Source organism: Flavobacterium sp. NPDC079362 (assembly GCF_050267765.1).
In the GTDB taxonomy this organism is placed as follows: domain Bacteria; phylum Bacteroidota; class Bacteroidia; order Flavobacteriales; family Flavobacteriaceae; genus Flavobacterium; species Flavobacterium azizsancarii.
On sequence record NZ_JBNNFM010000004.1, the window covers coordinates 183205 to 200849 of the forward strand.

Consider the following 17645-nt stretch of genomic DNA (forward strand, 5'->3'; position numbering starts at 1 on the left):
GAGTATCTTTTCGATGGAAATAACAAAATATATCTTTAATCTCTAAGCTTCTAAACAGAAATACCTAACAGGTTTTAGAAACCTGTTAGGATAGATCATAACTTAATACTTAAATTTTTTCAAACTTTCATCCAGGCCATTTTTTGAACCTGAAAAAGGAACGAGATAAAAACTATATTGATAATCTCCGGACTTAATTTGATATTGTTCTAAAGGTTGGGCTACTAAAGTCCAACTGTCGTTTCCTCCCACTCCCATCTGAATCAAATCGATATTTACCGTTAAAAATCCCGGATCTTTCAGATCAAAAGTATGTTTGGCGGCGCTTAGATTTTCCTGCGTATATGGCCACGCGCTCATGCTTAAAACTTTGGAATCATCGACAACCAATAAACCTTTATTTTTTTGAGGTGTTCTAAAAGCCATCCATCTTACTTCTGTTCTGTTTGCGTTTTCCTGAGGTTTCACATAATGCTCCAGAAAATCATTAATTGGCAACGAATATTTCCCTACAAACGATCCAAAACTTCTGTCAATGTAATTCTCTAATTCTCCTTTTCCGTACCACGAAATCTGATCGAATTTTCTTTGTACTCCCATTTGCATTCCAATTTTTGGAATGTTTGGTAATTTGTTTGTTGCTTTCAAACTATAATCCACTTTTATAATTCCGTTTTTATTGATTTTATAAACAACCTGAACTTTCGCACTGTCTTTTATGACTTCATATTCACTCGTAATTGTTGTTCCGTCAATTGCAATCGCCATTTTTGTACTTACCACTTTTGGTTTTGCCTGATACCACGGTTTTAAAAGTTTGTGCGATTTCCAGCCTCTTTTGTCATTATCCGTAAGTGGTCTTACAAAATTAGGCAGCAGCGGTGCAAAAACCTGCTCTTCGCCATTGAAAACATAAGAACTCAAAGCTCCGTTTGCCTTGCTAATATTGATCTCAAATGATTTTCCTTTTATTTTAAAATCTGTTTCAGTTTCTGTTGTTTTAAACTTAGAATCTTTCTCTTTAAAATCAATTGTTACGTCTTGCTTTTTCAACAAAAACTGATCCTCTGCAACTGTATAACCTTTAGAAGCCCATAATTCCTCTTTTGAAAGCTGGAACTCGATATTCAGAAAATATTCGGCATCTTTTTTCAGTTTAGGCAGATATTGTTTTACATCTAAAATTGTAGATTGTCCTGCTTCTAAATTGAAAGGTTTTAATACCTGAGTTTTAATCACATTTCCGTTTTCTAATATTTTCAAAACCGGAATATAATCAGCTAAAGATTTTACGGCCTGACGATTTTTAATTTCTAATTGAAAATTATCTTTTAATGTACTTGTCGCCGGTTGGTAAATCCATTTGTTCTCATAAATAGAACCTTTTGGTTTTCCGTTAGAATCGACAATTCCTTTTGTATTGAAGTTTCCGTCATGGTATTTTTCGCCAAAATCTCCGCCATGAGCAAAAAATTCCTGACCCGTTGCCGGATCTTTTTTCAATAATCCCTGATCTTTAAACTCCCAGATGCAACCTCCAATAACTCTTGGAAGCGAACGGAATTCATCCCATAATTCTTTTAAATTTCCAACTGAATTTCCCATTGCATGAGAATATTCAACGAAAATAATTGGTCGTGTGTCTTTCTTCTGATCTACCAGAAACTTTGGTGTAAAAACTCCCGGATAGAATCGGCTGACCATATCAACGTACGGCTCGTCTTGCGGATTTTCGAATCTGTACGCGTGATCGATTGTTTTAGGATATCTTGGATCAAGTGGATCAATATAACCTTCTAATCTCGGGTTTCCTTGTGCGGGTTCATAATGTACAGGACGTGTAATATCAAAATCGTGAACCCAACCTGCCATTGCAGCATGATTTGGTCCTTTTCCGCCTTCATTACCTAAACTCCAAAACACAACTGACGGATGATTTTTATCTCTTTCGACCATTCTCGTCATACGTTCTAAATACGCATTTGTCCATTTTGGGTCATTGCTTAGTTTTCCGCCAATACCATGAGTTTCCTGATTGGCTTCGTCCATCACCATGATTCCGTATTGATCACATAAATCATAGAAATAAGGATCGTTAGGATAATGGCTGGTTCGGATAAAGTTGAAATTGAACTTTTTAATGGTGGTAATATCTTCCTTAATATCTTCTCTTGTAACTGCTTTTCCTCTGGTTGGATGCTGATCGTGACGGTTTACACCATAAACATAAGTCTCTTTTCCGTTGATAAGCATTTTTCCGTTTTCCTTGGAGAATTCAACTGAACGAAAACCAACTTTACAGCTTTTTGCTTCTGTAATATTTCCGTTTGCATCTTTTATCGACATTACCAAAGTGTACAAATTAGGCTCTTCTGAACTCCATTTTTTTGGATTAGTGATATTTTCCTTAAACATTCCAAAACGTACATTATCCAGACGAGGATAACTTTCGTTGATCATATCGATCACCGGTTTTTTAAGTGGTTCTTTGAATAAAGCTACATTATTGGCATCGTATAATTGTGCCTGAAAAGTATAATCCTTGATTTTTTCGCCTGTCAGGTTTTCAACTTTTGGTCGCAGTTGAAAAGAAGCGTCTTTGTATTCTTTGTCTAATTTGGTTTGATAAAAGAAATCCTGAATGCGTAATTTTGGCTCTGCCATAATAAAAACTTCACGCTGGATTCCGCTTACGCGCCAATGATCCTGATCTTCAAGATATGAACCGTCTGTCCAACGAATTACCTGAACCGAAACTACATTTTCGCCTTCTTTTAAATACGGCGTAATATCAAATTCCGAAGGCAAAAAACTATCTTCTCCATATCCTAAAAATTCTCCGTTCAGCCAAACCTGAAATCCGGAACTTACAGCTCCAAAATGCAAAGTTACTGTCATATCTTTCCAATTTTCAGGAACGGTAAAACTGCGTTGATAGGACCCAACTCCGTTATAATCTTTAGGAATAAAAGGTGGATTTATAGGTCGAAACGGATAAACGGCACTTTTGTAAATTGGAATATCATAACCTTTTAATTCCCAATTTGACGGGACTTCTATTTTTTTCCAGCCATTGACTTTTCCTTTATAAAAATCTCTAGAAGCTTCTTTAAGATTAGATGCATATTTAAAATCCCAATCTCCAGTAAGCATTTTAAGTCGGCTTTTTGTTCTGTCTCCTTTTAAGGCATCTTCGATATTTGTGTATGAATATGCCGTTGCTCTTGATGGTTGTCTGTTGATACTCGTAACCGTTGGATCTTCCCAAGGAGCAAATTCGTACTTTTTAGGTATTTCGGGAATTCCCGCAGGTTCTCCTGTTACGGATTGGGCATTTCCCATAACCGTAAAAAGTAAGATGCAAAATGTGAAATATAATTTATTAATCGAAAATTCAAAATTGAAAAATTGACGAATATAAATTGACATTGATTTTAATTCATTCATTATTAACTTATTATATTATGTAGTCCCTACGGGACAAAACTTATTTGCAAATGTTTTTTTTGCTTCCAACATTTAATTCCTAACGGAATATTTCGCAGATATTAAATATTGATTTCTACCTTCTTAATACTACCAATATTAAATTCCTAACGGAATATCTAGTAGTGATTAAATATTGATAGCAACATCGGCAGCTAATGTAAAAATGTCCCGTAGGGACTATACCTATTGGCAATTCAAACTGAGACTGAGACTGAAAACTATTTCTTCTTCTCTGGCGGCGCCACAAAATTCGTTTCGCTTTTGCCTAAATCTTTAGAAGTTGCTACTGCAATTCCTCTTTGTTCTGCTTTATTTACGGCGCAATAAAAATGATATACTATTCCGTTGTGTTTTACTACAAATGATTTGTGTGCAAACAAATCGTCATAAGGTTCAGATGATTTGATTAAATCTTCGCCTTTCCAATCGTTCCAGTGAATCAAATCATTCGAAACCGCAAAACGGTTAAAAGCTCCGGGTTTCCAGAAAGCACCAAAATAAAACATCACCCAGGTATCGTTAATTCTCTGAATGTATGGATCGCCTGTAATTCCTTTATGATTGTTCAATATTGGATCTTTACCAAAACGTTTCCAGCTTTTCATATCGTTAGAGACTGCCATTCCAATTCTTTCTGCTCCTTTTGCTGGTTTCAAACTATCGCCACGGGCATTGTAATACATGATGAAATTATGTCCGGTTTGTTTTTCTGTATCTCTGATTACGGTATTTTTATACATCGTGCTGTTATCCCACCAGCTTACGTCCTTATCTTTTGGAGTCAGAACAGGTTTGTCCAGACGATCAAATTCATGCGCTTTTGTTGGTGATTCTTTGGTATAAGCCATTCCAATAGACAATACTCCGGCTTCGTAACCTTTGCTGTCTCCGCCAAAATAACTCATCCAGTATTTGTCATCGTATTTTTCCCATTCGTAACTTCCTCCCCATGTTGGATCCTGCAACGAAATATATCCTGCTTTTTGGTTGACATCCCAATGTTGTTCATTTTCAGAAAAAGACATTACTTTTCCTAAATGTTTCCAATGCAATAAATCATCACTTTCTGCCAGCCAGGTTTCGTAACCTCTTCCGCCATAGATTAAATACGTCATGAACCATTTTCCGTCTTTTCTAAACACACTCGGACAATCCATTTTATAGGAGTTGTCTGTGGGAACCATGACCAAACCATATTTGTAAGGCGTTTTGATCTCGTTGTAAATCTCCTGCATTACGGTTTCGTTGATTTCTCTTTTCTTGTATTTTGTTGCACAACTTGTTATGGCAAGTACTGTTAAGGCGATTAATAAATATTTAATTTTCATTTTATGTTATTTTTGCCACGAAGGCGCTAAGTCGCTAAGTTTTTTATTTGTTTGCGAACAATTTAATCTCGCAAAGACGCAGAGTCGCAAAGTTTCTATATTCTTTACTCTATACTCTATATTCTATTCTTTAAAATCTTGTTTCTTATATCTTTTTTCTATTTCTTCAATTCTTCTAAACGGGATTCCATTACGTCTTTGTTTAATTTTACTTTAACCATTCCCATTGGGTGAAATCTTCTTTTTAGGTCGATTGCGGCGTAAACAATGGTGTAAGCGTCATTTCCTTCTGGAATTAGACATAATGGCGTTCTCATAATATCCCACCATTTATCGACTTTTGTTTCTATGGGAAGATATCTTGCTTCTCCCCAATTTTTACCATCTTTTGATACTGAATAGGCGATCATATTAGGCAAATGATGTCCCCAACCGTCCGGTCCTCCATCAAAAATGGCAATATATAAACCGTTTGGTAGCTGACTCACAATTGGATTTTCTACAAAAAACGGATGCATTGTCTTTATCGGATTATTGCCCTCTTTTATTCTTGACCATGGACCTTCTAAACTTTTTGATTCGGCTAAAGCCACAAACCAGCCTTTTCCTGATTTCTTTGGATAATCTGCCCAGGAATTAAAAGGATATGCTCCGCTGTAAAAACCAAAATACTTATCGCCTACTTTATAAGGAAAAAATGAAGCCACGCCCTGACGCCCCTCCCAAGGTTCTGAGTCTAATCCCGGTTCCATAATGATTCCCATATCCTTGTACGGACCACCAATTCCGTTGATACCGTCTACTGTCGATTCACATCTCCAAATTCTTCCAAATGAATGATTTGGTTCTATTTCTTTACTCACTGTATAGGCTAAATAATAGCCGTACCATTTGTTTGCCTTTTCGTTAAAAACCGGCATATACGACCAAATTGCGGCACGGCGATCATTCATTGGGTTATCGTCTTCGGTTACGGCGTATGTACCGCTTGCCTGATATATAGTAGATTCTCTTTTCCAGTGAATAGCATCTTTACTGCTCCAGTGTCCGATTCTTGTTTTTACGCGATCATAATAATAATCTACTCCTTTTTCTCCGGCTCTTTCGGTTGGAAACATATGATACGTATCGCCTACTTTTACCACGCGTCCGCCTTCAAAACCGCCTTGAATTCCTTCGGTTCCGGGCATTCCTTCTTCTACAACAGGTTTATTTTCTCCTCCAATAATTTCGAAAAGGGGTTTCTCGTCTGAAAATCCTTCAACGATAAACGTTGGATTCCATAATTTACCGTTCGGAAGTTCTGCGTTTCTTAAGGTTAATTTTTGACTGCTTTTCACAACACCCAAAAGGGCGAACAATCCTTTTCCCGGATTTATAGTCTGGGTTCCTTTAGGATAAGAAATCGCATAAATATTTATTGGCGGTAAACCTGTAATGGTTACTGCATTTTCTAAAACTAATTTTGAATTTGCATTATTATTTAATTGAAGATATTCCTGATTATTTTCTTGAAAAACCCCAATCAAAACCTGAACCGGTTCTTTGAATTTTAATTGCAAAGGAGTGTTTGTTCCTTTTTTATATGCTTCTAAAGGAAGTTCTACACCTTGCAAACCTTTCAATTCCGGGGCTAAACGAACAATATTATGTTTGCTTCCTGAAAATACGTGTGCGTACTGTGTTGTTTTGAATGTTTTGTAGTTTGATTTTATAACTTCAAAAGAAGCGGGTTTTAATCTCTGGCTCTGTGCCAGAACTGAAAATTGAAGACAAACTGAAAACAATACCAGAAAAACTGTATTTAATTTGAAATTGTATTTTGTATTTTTTGAAAACATTGTTTTTTTATTTTTTGAGTTTTTTTGTCATTCCAATGAAGGAGCCCGAGCGATAGCGGACAGACGCAGTAAATCGCATTAGAAATTCCCTACTTATAATCGACAATCTTTGTGGTTACGCGTGTGATTTCTCCTTCGTCGAAATGACGCACTAGACGTTTACAAACTGTGGACTAAAAACTAATTGCTTTATAACTCACTTTATATTCAATATTAGGTTTTACAATCAATTGATATTTATTTTTAGCTAATGCTGTAATTATTCCTGAATTTGTTTTAGGCTTAGCTGAACTTTCAAAAATCAATTTCCCTTCGCCTTCAGCCGCTTTTACTGTGATTTCTTTGGTACTGCAATACAATTCTACTTCTCCGTTTGGCGTTGGTACTTTTCCCTGTATCCATTTTAAACCTCCTAAATTAGGTTTGATTTCGTATTCTGAATATCCTGGTAAAGTTGGTTTTACGCCCAAATAATATTTCCCTAACAAATAAATTGGGCTTGCTCCCCAAGCGTGGCAAAGGCTTTTACCGTAAGGGCGTCCGTACATGGTTAAATGTTCTGCTCCTTTTTTGTTTGGGTTATACTCTTCCCAGAAAGATGTTGCGCCCTCTTTTAGCATTCCGCCCCAATAATCTTTCATTTCTTTTAATACGTAATCCTGTTCGCCCATAGCACACAAAGCTTCTAACTCGTAAAAACGCATGTATGGCGTTGTGATTTTAAGAATATCATTATTGAGCAGTACCTTATTTTTTATACTTTGTTTTTGCTCTTCATTAAAGTAATTGAAAAAAATACCGAACATATTAGCGTATCTCGTTACAATATCTTCTACTTTGCCGTTTATACGCTGATGCTTCATAACGTTTTGTTTTTTATCCCAAAACACATCAAATAATTTTGTCTTTAAATCATCAGCTAATTTTTTATACTCTTTTTGGTCTTCCTTTTCACCTGCAATTTCAGCACTAACCGCCATCGCTTCTAAACTTCTTGCTAAAAGCATTTGCTCAAAACTAACCTCGCCTGTTTTTGGTAATCCGTCTGCCCAATCAATAAAAACCCAATCGCCTTCTAGTGGTTCCAGGAATCCGCTTGTGTTTCTTCTTTTTAAACAGAATTCCATAAGTGACTTCATTCGCGGATAAAAAGTTGTGATAAATTTTGTATCGCCTGTGTGTAAGTAATAATCGTAAACACCCACAAACCAATAGAGCGAATAATCCATTATGATATTAACGTGAGCCGTCACAGGTTCTTTTCCACGAAGCGCTAACATCGTTCGTTCTACAGAAGCCGAATCAAAGAATAAATAATAATTCATTAAATAACTTTGATATGCGTCGCCAGACCAAATCCAACGGTCGCGTTTAATTCCGTCTATAAAAAATTCGCGGGACGTTAGATGCATTGTGTAAGCGGACACATCCCAAATTTGATTCAATAATTGGTCTGAAGATCTGAATGCACCACGATAGTCTAATGGCAAATATTCATAAAGCATCGAAATAGAATCATATTTTACCGTTGCATCTGCCTGAACCTGAACGTAGCGGAACGCTTTGGATCCATTATGTGTGTATGTTGCAGGCTGATTTCCATCAAAAGATAAATGATCTAAGGTTTCGCATCTTGCAGAATCCAGCGCTTCTTCACGAGATTCACCATAATAAAGTGCTACTTTACCTTTTCCCTTTAAACCATGAATTTTAATGTAACCAAAAGTTTCTTTACCGAAATCTACTAATTGACCAGTCCCTATTTTTTCTGCTTTTTTAGCATTCATAGGCTTGGTAGTCAGTTTAAATCCTGAAGGTTTATTCTCTGGTGCATCAAAATTCCAGGAACCAACAGGCACCCATGGTGTACCGGATTGTTGTGCTTTTCCTGTTTCATCAATCCAAAGTTTATCTTCGTTGGTCACTTTCCAGGAGGCGTCAGATTTAACATATTTACCATCGATATAAATTGTCGGCAATACTTCCTGATTATAAACTTTGAAGGAAATTTTGTGTTTTCCGGCGGGAATAGTTATTGATTTTGGCTGCCCATAAACCTGAATACCATCTAAAAGTAATTGGAAAGGTCCTTCTGAATAAATTTTTACTTCGTCTGGTGTTGGAATATCTACTTCTGTTTGAAAAGTTACCAGCGCATAAGGACTATAATATTGCCAAAGCGGCGGAAATACCGCTTCGCGTTCTGTACGTTTTACCTGCATTTTATTGCTTAACCAAACTTCAAAATCTCCTGGATACCAGATCCATGTCGCTTCTTTTGATTTTTCCTGCGCAAACAGAAAAACCGAAGAACAAAAAATAAGACAAACAAGCAAAAATCTGGAAATTGAAAATTGGTTCTGCATATAACAATAATTTAAGGCTAAAGATAAACGTTATTTTTACATTTCATACCCTGCACTGTCCTGTTTACGCGGAATAATTAACCTTTTTTATACCATGACCGTAATTTTAGTCCCTTTTTTTTATTTAATTCTTTAAATTTTATTTGATTTTTTTTCAAATAGATAATGGGTTGTGAGATTTATCACTCAGGCTTCTTAAAAACTATCATAAAAAAAAATGCTTCAGGGATTCTGAAGCACTTTTTTTATTATTCTTTAAAGTTGATCTGAGTTTAATATCCATTAAAAATATAAATAATCAATACTTTGTGATCTTTTCAATCTTAGTATTTGCCATGATGATAATTATATCTTTTTCATGTCGAACTGTTACAGATCGCCCGTATTCGAAACCGATATCTTTTAATTGTCGTTTTCCTGATCGCTTTATTTAAGTTTTTACTTTCATTAAAGAAAATATAGTAAAAATTTTATTAAAAACAATAACTAAATATATTAAAATTATAATTTTACAGCACTTTTGAATAATTTTATTATACTTTTCATTATATTTAAAATACATCATATTTGCATAAAAAAGCAATAAATCAACATTATGTCGAAACTTAAGTTAAATAAAATAAAAGTTGTTTTAGTTGAAAACAATAGAAGTAATAAGGAATTAGCTAAACATTTAGGTAAAACTGTATCCACTGTTTCTCGCTGGTGTACTAATGAATTTCAGCCTTCTATTGAAACACTTTATGAAATTTCTAAATTTTTGAAAGTTGATGTTCGAGAGTTGTTGGTTTCTACTCTACCAAAATAAAATATAAAAAATCTTTTTAACCAGTACAACAATCGCAATATTGTCATTTAGACAAAAGGGAGAAATCACACAAGAAACTCCGCATAGAAATTAGTCAATCTTTATCGAAAATTGAATGCGATTTACTTCGTCTGTTCGCTATCGCTCGAGTCTCCCTTTGGTCGAAATGACAAATAGTACGCAAAAAAACAAAAAAAGACTGCCTTTTTGAGACAGTCTTTCGTTTTTATTAGAAGTTTGTTTTTATATAGTTTCAATTCCCATTAAAAACAAAATACAAAGCCAAAATAGTTAATCCCAACAAACCAAACAACAGCTTAACTTTCATACTAGTTTTAGGAATATCAACTTCAACTGAAAAATTGGTTTCAGGGCTTTTATCTAATAATGAGATTATAACTGCTGCGACTAATAATACGGCAAAAATGTAAAATGAAATCAATAAAAAGTGTGGCCAAATTGCATATTTATCGGCAGGAAATATCCATAGATATAAAACTCCCACAAATAAACTAAATGCAGAACCCCAGGATAATGTAACGTTTACAGCTTTTTTTGTAGTTGGTTTCCAAAAAATACTTAACAGAAAAACGACAGATAATGAAGGTGCTAAAAAGCCCAAAACCGCTTGAAATATATTGAATAAATTTTGTCCTTTTATATTATCGATTGCAATGGCAATCAGAATTGCAAACAAACATCCGGCTGCAATGGTGATTCTTCCAATCTTAATCTGTTCTTTTATAGTAGCTGTCGGGTTGATTTTCTTGACATAAATATCATTCGTAAAAACGGTACTTAACGCATTTAGCGACGAACCAATTGTTCCTACCAAAACGGCAATCATCACACAAATAACCAAACCGTTCATTCCGCTTGGGAACAGATTTGTGACCATTGTCATATAAGCCAAATCAGAGTTTTTGCCTAATTCAGGATATAAGGCGTAACAAAGGATTCCCGGTAAAATAAACAAAGGCAACGCCATAACTTTTAGCCAGCCAATGAAATTTACTCCCAATTGTCCCTGTTCCAGATTTTTGGCTCCTAAAACACTCTGCACCATTGATTGATCTGTACAAAAGAAAGCCACAGCAGCAACAGGATATCCTAATAAAATGGCGGGCCATGGATAATGCGCATCGTTTGCCGGCTGTACTAAATTCCAGAAATTAGAAGGTGTTTTTGCAATTAAAACATCAATTCCTCCCAATTTTTGTAAACCTAAATAAGATAAGGTTAATGAAACGACAATCAATAAAATCATCTGAAAAACATTGACTTTCGCAATGGCTTTTAATCCTCCGGCAAAAGTAAAAATTCCTGAAAAAATTACTAAAACTGTCACACTTTGCCACATTGGGATTCCAAGAATCTGACGTACTAAAACACCTCCGCTGAATAATCCTAATGATAACCAACTTACCAAAATTTTGACTAAAGCATACCAAGCTAAGATATTTTGTGTGCTGTCGCCATAGCGTTTTCCCATATATTCCGGCATTGTACTTACTTTGCTCGCAATATAACGCGGTGCAAAAACCATTGCCAAAAGCAGTAAAAAAACAAAGGCGTACCACTCAAAATTTCCTGCTACAATTCCGGTTGCGTAACCAATACTCGCAAACGCCAATAACGAAGACGGACCAACATTTGTTCCCCACATATTGAACCCAATGCTGTACCAGTTTAATGAATTTCCAGCCAGAAAAAGGGTTTCGTTTTTCTTGCTTTGCTTGACGCTAACAACCCAGCCAATAATTAATAAAGCTACCAGATAAACGGCAACAATTATAAAATCGAGCGTTGTTAATTTATCGTAGATGCTGTTCATAGCCCGTATTCATTAAGAACGTCAGCTAATTTTACTGGCAATCCGGTTTGTAGTGATTTATCCATCGCTTGTAGTAAAGCTACGGTTCCTATGCCTTCTTCCATATCCGGATACGCCGTAAATTTGAGCTCGATGCTGTCTACAAAATATTCCAGATAATTTTGATATTCTCCTGCGTGATGGCTTTGCCCTTCAAAACGGAAATAATGTTTTAAGGTTGAATCTCCCCACGTAATTACTTTTTCTTCGCCGGTTTTGTCTGTAACAGCATAACGCAATTCATGGTAATCTGCCTGACTTGCGCCTTCAGTTGCTCTTAAAATCGTACTCATTCCGCTATCACGTTGCGCAGGTTGTGTTGGCGAAGTATACACACCACTTACTCTGGCAATTCTTCCGTCTGTGGCTTTAAATATAAAATGCATCGTATCTTCATTTTTCAAACCCGCAGCACTTCCGTTACTGCTGATCATTCCATAACCCATTACTTCTTCGATATTAGGTAAATACCATCTGATAAAATCTACTGGATGACTTAAACCACCGTACAGCCATCTGAAAGACTGCAACAACGACCATTCTTTCTCTAAAAACCATCTGTGATCAGCGTGATACTGCGCTTCGATAGTAATTAAATCTCCTATTAATCCTTCTTCATAATCTTTTCGCTGTCTTTTTGCAGGTTCAAAAAATCTTGAACTCTGACCTATAAAAACCTTTTTACCTGTTTTTTTACTGAGTTCTAAAAGTGCTGCAGCATCAGAAAGATCATCAATAAAAGGTTTGGTACAAACTACATGTTTCCCGTGTAATAAAGCTTGTTTTATATGTTCAGCATGCAAATGATCAGGTGTATAAATGGCGATGATATCAATGGAATCATCTTTTAGTAAATCATCATAATTGGTTGTGTAGGAATGGAAATCAAATTCCCTTGCTCTCTTTTTACACAATTCTTCGTTTCTGTCGCATACTTTTACGAGTTCTAATTTTGAACTTCCTAAAGCTGCAGACATGGTGCTTCGGCCTTCTCCGAGTCCTAAAATGGCTATTTTTAACATTGGTTTTTTGGTTTTCTATAGTTTGTAAAGTATACTGACAGGTTTTTAAAACCTGTTAGGTATCATCATTTTTTTTTCACAGATTAAAAAGATTCAAATGATTTTAATCTGTCTAATCTTTTTATCCCGATAGCTATCGGAAGTAGCTTACTTTCTTATTGGCTAAACATACCTAACAGGTTTTGGAAACCTGTTAGGATAAATAATGTGTTATTATTTCGATTCTACTTTATTTAGAAAGATCCAGGTTTCGTCTGGTTTTGCTCCTTCGATTCCGGTTTGGTATTTTTTCATTAAAGTATTCCATTCGTCAACACGCGGATTATTTTGGGTTGTTTTTGGATTCAGTTTATCCAAATTTTCTCCTTTAGGAATACTGATAATTAGCATGAGTTGTTTTTCGTTTTTGAAAACCTGCAATTGCTGGAAATCGGCATTACAGAAACCTTTTGCTATTTCAGGCCATTTTTCGAATTGCGTCGTATGATAATCAACATACTCCTTTTGCATTTTTGAATCATCGACCAAATTGGCTGTCAAAACAATATTCTCCCATTCTGATGCCGGTTTTGAATCTTTGCATCTGTCAAAATTTTGGAAATCATAAATCGGATTTTCATAGATTTTAATTTGAATAGATGGAAAAGCCAAAGCCAACTTTCGTTTGGTTCTTTCGGGCTGATTCATCTTGCCATAAATCACCAAATGATTTTTCCATTGGTACAACGATTCGCCTACAATTCGAAATCCTTTTATAGTTGATTTTATTTTTTCGATATCAAAATCAGATCCTGTTAATTCTATCGCAACTGATTTTGGCAATTCTTGTAATCCCCAGCTTTCATCAATAAAAACCTCTTTTGTTAAATCCGTATAGGGTGCTCTGATTCCGGCGGCATCTTTGATTTTAGTAATTACATAAGGATTATTATCCTGCCAAATATTGCCTTCAGGACCGTTATTGTTTTTTAGGATTTTCTCCGTTGCAATCCAATTATTTTTGATCGTAAATCCCTGACTTCCTTCATCAGTATACAAATACAACCATAAAAACGGATCATGAGAATAAGGACTGTTGTAAACTTTATCGATATAATTCTCTTCGATTCTGCTGTTTGGTTGTGATGAAAGGGTATAAATGCCCGAAACATCATGGAGATGTTTGGCGTAATGATGAATTTTATTTCCAAGGATTTTATTGTTTTTCATCACATTTGCCGTGTGTGTCCAACCCCAGCCCATTGCAATTCCGGAGTAGGATACATCTGAAATTTCGTTGTGTTCAATCGTAATATTGCGAACAAAACCAGCGCTGATTCCCAGCGTTCCCCAATCTTCAGTGGTAACGTTTGTAATCAAATTATCCGCAATTAATTCATCAGAGCAAATTTCTCTTTCGTCTTTTACATTCAATGGTAAATGGGCTTCAAAAGCTTCTTCAGAAAATACTCCAACGTTTATAGCGCTTCCGCCAATGTCTTTGAATAAATTTCCTTTTACGATATTATGATTTGTACCTTTATTTAAATCTAATCCTGTTGAGGCCAAATGCTCAAAACGACAGGATTCAAACTGAATATTATTAGCATAATTTACTTCTACCGCCGCTCTTGGTCTTCCTACCCACGCCTGATTTTCTAAACTGGCCTGATTGGGAGTTCCCGGAATTTTTAATTTATAAGCATCAAGCAAATACAAACCAGATTGCAACGGAACGTGACCTTGCTGCGAAGGACGAAGCCAATTGCTGTATTGAAACGATATTCCTTTAAATCTAAAATCGTGTACCGGAGCATCGATAGTTCCTTTTACTTCTAGTAAATTTTCTAAAACAGGAATCGTTACTTTAGCCGAATTCATATTTTCTCCGGCTCTTGGGATATAATAGACTTTGGCATTTTTCTTATCCAAATACCATTCTCCGGCTTCATTCAGCATCGAAATTCCGTTGTTTAAAAAGAAAGCTGAATTTCCGTTTTTTTTCGAAATCCATGGTGCTGGCCACGGATGTTCGCTTTGAATACGGCTTTCCGGCTGTTCAAACGAAAGTCTTGCGCTGTCTTTTTGAACTTCGATATTTTTGATTCGAAGATTGGCAACAGACCACCATTGTGTGATAAACATTTCCATTCCCGCTTCAAACTTAACAGACTTGTCTTTAAACGGAATCCAACACGTTTGCGATTCATGATCCCAGGACAAAATACGGTCCATAGTGTTTCCGGAAGTGCTCTTAGCCCTGACTGCTTTTTTATCATTTACCCATAACTGACGGTAATTAATAATTTCACCTGCAATTTTAGGCGCATCAGCGACCCAGACATTGGCTTTTTTTATGCCGTTTATTGTTGTGGCTTTTTTCCAGTTTTTAATTTCAAATCCACCACTTATTATTGGTTTTGCATTTAGATCTGCCACAATTGTTGTTGGACTTTCCGGAGTTCCTGAATCTTCAGGTCTTACAAACAATGGTTCGTTTAAATAATACGTACCGTTCATTACGATAATCTGAATCCCGCCTTTTATAGATGGATCATTTAATCGGCGTAGTTCTCTGGCTTTTCGCATTGCCATTTGTACCGTTGCCACAGGATTTGCTTTTGTGCCTGCATTGGTATCTTTTCCGTTTGGAGCAACCCAAATCTCAGCAGCGTTGACTGAAAAGACGGTACAGAAAATAAAAAAAACAATGAAAATTTTACGAAAGGAATTTGAATGCATTATTTTGAATTTTTAAACTTTTTTTGGTATTAAAATTATTGGGGAAATAATTTAAAGTAATAAAAACTTTACATCAGTAGATATTTTAACATTTACCTTAAATATATGGCACAATTTAAAAGAACATAAAAATATAAGTATCCTGTACACTCCTGCTATTATTGAAATTAAGACAGTGAAAAGATATTTTCTTAACTTTTACTATTTCTTTTGTGGCAATCTTTCGATTAAAGAGAATATTTAGAATAATTTTTTATAGATTTGTGTAATCGATTACATTTAAGTTTTATGATTAATAGTATTCCATTTTTTCTATATCAATAAAAAAACAAAGGTCATTAAACAGATTTAGCAAATAAACGCTTTCGACTCAGATTTAAATTTTAACCATAATACATTATCAATGAAAACTAACCCAATTAACTTTTTACGTATTGCTTTGGCAATTATGATTGCAAGTTGTTCGCAGAACATTGTCTCCCAGAATTCGCAATCTTACGACACTTACAAGAACATTGAGTTTAAAATGGCAAAGGTCAAAGAACCTGTAATTCCAAAAAACAGTGTAAACATAAAAGACTTTGGCGCTGTAAATGGCGGGTATGTTTTAAACACAAAGGCTTTCGCAGATGCTATAGACGCGGTTTCAAAAAAAGGCGGTGGAAAGGTAATTATCCCTCCGGGAATCTGGCTTACTGGCCCTATTATTTTAAAAAGCAATCTCGAATTGCACGCTGAAACCGGAGCACTGATCAAATTTTCTCCTGATAAGAGTTTGTATCCCATTATCGAAACGAGTTTTGAAGGGCTTAATACATGGCGTTGCATCTCTCCTATTTATGGCAAAAACCTTGAAAACATTGCTTTTACCGGCAATGGTGTCTGGGATGGTTCAGGTGAAGTTTGGAGACAGGTTAAAAAGAGTAAATTAACTGAGGGGCAATGGAAAAAATTTGTTGCTTCAGGCGGCGTTCTTAATAAAGACAAAACGAGCTGGTATCCTTCAGAAGTTTTTATGAATGCTTCTAAAGGTGCGGATCAAAATGTACGTCCTGACTTAAAAACGAAAGAGGATTTTGAAAAAATTCATGACTTTTTGCGTCCGGTACTGGTAAGTATTCAAAACAGTAAAAGAGTTTTATTTGACGGACCTGTGTTTCAGAATTCTCCAGCATGGAACATTCACCCTTTAATGGTTGAAGATTTGATTGTGCGCAATATAACGGTTCGTAATCCTTGGTATTCTCAAAATGGAGATGGCCTTGATGTAGAATCGTGCAAAAATGTGATCATCGAAAATTCTAGTTTTGATGTGGGTGACGATGCGATTTGTATTAAATCAGGAAAAGATAAAGATGGACGTGATCGTGGTGTTCCTTGCGAGAATATCATCATAAAAAACAATATCGTATATCACGGACACGGAGGTGTAACCGTAGGAAGCGAAATGTCCGGTGGTGTAAAAAACATGCATGTTTCAAACTGCACTTTTATGGGAACTGATGTTGGATTACGTTTTAAAAGTAACCGCGGACGTGGCGGTGTGGTTGAAAACATTTATATCTCAGATATTTTTATGACTGATATTCCTTCTCAGGCGATTTCTTTCAACCTTTATTACGGAGGAAAATCAATAGCAGAAACATTAGAAGAAGGTGGAGATAAAATCATCAATAAAGCAATGCCTGTGAATGTTGAAACGCCACAATTTAAAAACATTTCGATCAAAAATGTAACGATTAAAGGTGCTCAGCAAGCAGTATTTTTACAAGGTTTGCCTGAAATGAATTTAGAGAATATCGAAATCTCGAACTTAATCGCTACGGCAGAAAAAGGTTTTTCGATTATTGATGCTAACGGAATCAAAATCACTAATGCAAAGCTGGATATCGCAGACAGTACTATTTTCGAAATTTACAATGCTAAAAATTTGTCTTTGAAAAATGTGGAATTCAATTCGACATCAGCAAAAGCAATTTCCATTAATGGAGAAGCTTCTCAGAATATTGAATTTACTTCATCAACTAATTTTAATTTTGCAAAGAAAACTACTATTGGGGAGACTGTTCCTAAAGGGGCTGTGAAGTTTTAATTATAGAGTATAGAGTATAGAGTATAGAGTATAGAGTATAGAGTATAGAGTATAGAGTATAGAGTATAGAGTATAGAGTATAGAGTATAGAGTATAGAGTATATA

General features: G+C 35.5%; 9 protein-coding genes. 2 read left to right on the forward strand and 7 right to left on the reverse strand.

Translation table 11 applies throughout. The annotated features are described in order from the left end of the window. Nucleotides 1-102 precede the first annotated feature (102 nt). The 4 genes from ACQKCJ_RS06190 to ACQKCJ_RS06205 form a co-directional block, all read right to left on the reverse strand. The gene (locus ACQKCJ_RS06190) at nucleotides 103-3447 is read right to left on the reverse strand and encodes a glycoside hydrolase family 2 TIM barrel-domain containing protein (RefSeq protein WP_271334154.1); all 3345 of its coding nucleotides are present in this window, start codon (nucleotides 3445-3447) and stop codon (nucleotides 103-105) included. A gap of 260 nt (nucleotides 3448-3707) precedes the next feature. Then, nucleotides 3708-4817: a glycosylase gene (locus ACQKCJ_RS06195; protein WP_271334153.1), complete on the reverse strand. Its 1110-nt coding sequence runs from the start codon at nucleotides 4815-4817 to the stop codon at nucleotides 3708-3710. 158 nt (nucleotides 4818-4975) lie between these two features. Continuing rightward, the gene (locus ACQKCJ_RS06200) at nucleotides 4976-6658 is read right to left on the reverse strand and encodes a hypothetical protein (RefSeq protein WP_427401622.1); all 1683 of its coding nucleotides are present in this window, start codon (nucleotides 6656-6658) and stop codon (nucleotides 4976-4978) included. A 173-nt stretch (nucleotides 6659-6831) separates the two neighbouring features. Further along, nucleotides 6832-9024 (reverse strand): alpha-rhamnosidase, encoded by a 2193-nt coding sequence (locus ACQKCJ_RS06205; protein WP_427401623.1) that lies wholly within the window; start codon nucleotides 9022-9024, stop codon nucleotides 6832-6834. Between the two features lie 595 nt (nucleotides 9025-9619). Between ACQKCJ_RS06205 and ACQKCJ_RS06210 the strand changes: the two genes are divergently transcribed. Then, nucleotides 9620-9832 (forward strand): helix-turn-helix transcriptional regulator, encoded by a 213-nt coding sequence (locus ACQKCJ_RS06210; RefSeq protein WP_427401624.1) that lies wholly within the window; start codon nucleotides 9620-9622, stop codon nucleotides 9830-9832. A 253-nt stretch (nucleotides 9833-10085) separates the two neighbouring features. On the opposite strand, the gene ACQKCJ_RS06215 is transcribed toward ACQKCJ_RS06210, so the two are convergent. The 3 genes from ACQKCJ_RS06215 to ACQKCJ_RS06225 all read right to left on the reverse strand — a co-directional run bounded on the left by ACQKCJ_RS06215 (nucleotide 10086) and on the right by ACQKCJ_RS06225 (nucleotide 15448). Beyond that, entirely contained in the window at nucleotides 10086-11666 is a 1581-nt protein-coding gene (locus tag ACQKCJ_RS06215) for a sodium:solute symporter (RefSeq protein WP_271334149.1), read from the reverse strand. Further along, nucleotides 11663-12727, reverse strand: coding sequence for a Gfo/Idh/MocA family protein (locus ACQKCJ_RS06220; protein ID WP_271334148.1), 1065 nt, complete (start codon nucleotides 12725-12727; stop codon nucleotides 11663-11665). The genes ACQKCJ_RS06215 and ACQKCJ_RS06220 overlap by 4 nt, the downstream gene beginning before the upstream one ends. Before the next feature lie 213 nt (nucleotides 12728-12940). Then, a complete protein-coding gene (locus ACQKCJ_RS06225; RefSeq protein ID WP_427401625.1) occupies nucleotides 12941-15448 on the reverse strand; it encodes a right-handed parallel beta-helix repeat-containing protein in 2508 nt (835 codons plus the stop codon). Nucleotides 15449-15851: 403 nt separating this feature from the next. On the opposite strand from ACQKCJ_RS06225, the gene ACQKCJ_RS06230 reads away from it, so the two are divergent. Then, a complete protein-coding gene (locus tag ACQKCJ_RS06230; RefSeq protein ID WP_271334146.1) occupies nucleotides 15852-17540 on the forward strand; it encodes a glycoside hydrolase family 28 protein in 1689 nt (562 codons plus the stop codon). Nucleotides 17541-17645: the final 105 nt, after the last annotated feature.